Origin of the sequence: Kribbella sp., from assembly GCF_035687465.1 — a bacterium.
In the GTDB taxonomy this organism is placed as follows: Bacteria; Actinomycetota; Actinomycetes; order Propionibacteriales; family Kribbellaceae; genus Kribbella.
Map to the genome: position 1 here is coordinate 1 of NZ_DASRXP010000298.1, position 3,142 is coordinate 3,142.

Genomic DNA, 3,142 nt, shown 5'->3' on the forward strand with positions numbered 1-3,142 from the left:
GTTACGAAGTAGGCAGTCTGCACCTCGTGACCGAGGTGCACCGCGTCGTAGCCGTTCGCGATCAAAAGCATTGACAGACGGCTCGGTTGCGAGTGCGGCCAAGCGACTGTCGGTGTCCTCCCTCGGATCGACGAGGGAGGACGCTTGTCTTCCAGATGCGGCGAATATGAACGGCATCGGCATTTATGTGGGCGTCCGTTATGCTACTAAAATGCCGCAGCGCGAGCGCACAGGCGCGACTTTCTTGGCCGTCCAGCTGCCTATGGCGGACGCTCGTCTGCTGATGGTTGGCGAGACTGGAAGGCTGCCGGTGCCGCATTGGCCCGATCCGCTCGTAGGGAAAGAATATGTTCGAAGCAGCGGCTTGGTCCGCTACCGCACTGGCGGCCCACCCGATGGGCTATTCCAGGAGTATCACTATTGTGACGCTCGTCGTCTAATCAGATTTCCTCGCGCTGCCAGTCAAGACCTAGCCGAGCGTAATCTGAGCGTATCGTTTCGGCGATTATATAGCAGTGGTGTTCCCTTCAGAGCCGAAGTTGGATTTTCGGTGTCGCCAAAGTTGAATGGACTGTCAGCGGCGGACCTGGCGCGATCTGTCTTGGGGCAGCGCGTCTCGATCTTTCCAAATTCTAAGAGTATCCAACTAGGCGATGCGGGCGCGGCGATATCCCGTCGGCTTTTGCACGTCACGACGTCTCAATACAGGGGACGCGGTAGAAATGAGCTCCCCCTGTCGTGGTTGCAGCCCGGTATGCCGCTCGTTGTAATCGAGCGGACCGTGCCGCGCAGCATAATCTCGGATAGTAACGTGGCTACGTGCTCGCTCATCCCTTTCGGCTCACAGGTCCTCCCTGTGTGGGAGTTCGAATATTGCTGGAATTCCGACTTTGCGAGAATGCGGACCATTCGGGCGGCTGTTTGGCGCCTGCACTCGGAGGTGGAGGGTCTACGAGGCATCTTGCGCGAGTGGTCTCGAGAGCAAGGAAATTACGACTATTACAAGCCGATGCTGGATCCAGAGTATCTTCGCGATTATCTTGAACTACAGTGTCGGGTTCTGGCCAAAGTTCGCAGAAGAGGAGTCCTCCAAGGCGTCCTTGTCAATCAGGCCCTGGATCGAGCCGTGCTCGGGGAGCCTGAGATGTTGTCATCGCTCAGGAAGGAGCTGGGCCGTCAGAGCAAGGGTGTACTGCGCCGCCTGGACACGATAATTGAGCGTTCGCTTGCGACGACGCTGGCGGGACAGTTGAAGCTGACAATGGTGGGAGGGCATATGACTGTGGAAGGTGATCACTACGAGTTTAATGCAGCAGCAAGCGGAGTGTTCGGAAGGCAAGGTATGGTCGCATCTAACACGTTCAAGCAAGTGACCGAAGGCGGCGAGCTGGCAATCGATCAACTGGTGTCAGCGATTGATGAACTTATTCCAAAATTGTCGCCGGAAGATGCCAAGGAGCTGCGCGATATCCGGTTCCAGATCCGCTTTTTGAGAATCGACCTACCTCGCCGGCGAGTGAGAATGAGGCTTGTCCTTAAACAAGCAGCTGGTGTGGCTGTATTTGCGGGCGAACCCGGCATGCTTGTTCTAGAGATGATCCGGAAAGTCGGCGCCGAACTTGCAGGTGAGAATTGATCCGTTTCGCGCTCGCCTATCGTAGGTCGTTGAAGCCTGAGGGCATGCCCCGACTAGGGCATCAGCTCAAGGGCTTCTTTAGTGACCTTGAGTAGTGGGGATAAGGCATTCCCCGCAGCGGTTGCAATGCGAGCTATGCGCTCAAGGACATTCTTTCTGGTATTTCTGTCCGTATCGCTAGAGCGAAGTTCATTGGCCGCCAGCCTTAACTCATAGCTGTCCGGGCCGTCAATTCGATCCAGTACTATGTCAAGCTGCGATAGGACTGCATTGATCGCTTCTAGTGGATCTGCGCCCTGGTTGAAATTGTTCTTAGTAACTCGCCGTTGATTCCCAAAGACCCCGGATGCTGGACCATGGAATTTGAACTCTTGCTGGTCTGCCATGCTGGTCCCTTAACAGTCGTTTGCGGTAGATTGCGGATCGGTGAGGTGCCCTGCATGCCCAGTACCGGCTACGCCTCTTGATCCTGCCGTGACTGGTGCTAGTTGCGCCAGTGCGCAGAGCCCTCATGCGCAGACTCATCGCAGCCGGGGAACGTGGCCAACTCGCTGCGCATGATCGGCTTGGGCATGGTGTGATTCACCGTCCTTGTGGATAACTGCCGCGCCGCCGAGCGGTTCTGGGGCAAGCTACCTTGCTGTCGCCAGCCGCGACCCACGCCACTGCCGGCGGAGCGCATGCTCGCAAAACGTCGAGGCATGAATTCACGACAGAAGGCAGGTCCCGGCTGGCGGCCCGATGCCTGGAGCGAGCGGCATCTGTCCGCGTGGCAGGCTGCGGCTACCGGTCGGTCCAGACCCAGATTCCGAACCTCGCCGCTCAGAGCGGTAGCCGAGTGCCCAGCCGCGCACGGCGGTTGGCGCCCAGCGCATCTGCTCCGCGGCACGGCGGCGTTCTTCCCAGTCGTCCACGTAGAACACCTGGCCGTTCCACGGTCCTCCAGACAGCCGGATCGTCTGCTGATTCCTTGCCATCAGCCTCGCCGCCAATCGCTGTCGCGATGCTTCGGTGATCACCGGGGCCGCCGACAGAAACCACCCAGCCGCGGACATGTTCATCGGTCAGCCACTGGGTGTTTTGTGGATGCGGAGTTCGGCGCTGCGGAGCCAGCTGATCGTGCCGTCGACGTGCCGTACGCGGCCGATCCATTCGCGGTCGCGCTTGTTGAATATCCATGCGTCGAGCAGGCCGCCGGGCTCCCAGGTGGCCCGGTCGACCGGCTGTGGTGCGTCCAGTCGTCGCACGGTTTCCGTGGCGCGCGGGCCGTGGGCGTCGTATTGCAGCTCCAGATCGGCTGCGAGCTGGTGTGCGGCGGCTTCAGCGAGGTACTGGCGCAGAGTACTTATTCCTGAGATGTCGTACGCGTCGGCCGGTTGAAGGTGGGCCACCAGCCGGTGTGCAGGTAGTCGGTGACGACGCCGTCGGGGGCGCGGTCGAGGAGGTTGGCCAGTGCGCCGGCCACCCCGGCCCAGCGGCCGACCCGCGGCGTGGCCCGCCAGGCAT

The 3,142-nt window shown here is 59.9% G+C and carries 3 protein-coding genes; 1 reads left to right on the forward strand and 2 read right to left on the reverse strand.

Annotated features, from left to right (window positions below; genetic code table 11):
• Positions 1 to 211: 211 nt before the first annotated feature.
• Positions 212 to 1,636: a hypothetical protein gene (locus VFG33_RS41385; protein ID WP_524538133.1), complete on the forward strand. Its 1,425-nt coding sequence runs from the start codon at positions 212 to 214 to the stop codon at positions 1,634 to 1,636.
• Between the two features lie 53 nt (positions 1,637 to 1,689).
• On the opposite strand, the gene VFG33_RS15030 is transcribed toward VFG33_RS41385, so the two are convergent.
• Complete coding sequence (locus VFG33_RS15030) at positions 1,690 to 2,022, reverse strand: hypothetical protein (protein ID WP_325026748.1); 333 nt, start codon at positions 2,020 to 2,022, stop codon at positions 1,690 to 1,692.
• Between the two features lie 678 nt (positions 2,023 to 2,700).
• Entirely contained in the window at positions 2,701 to 3,027 is a 327-nt protein-coding gene (locus VFG33_RS15035) for a hypothetical protein (protein ID WP_325026750.1), read from the reverse strand.
• Positions 3,028 to 3,142: the final 115 nt, after the last annotated feature.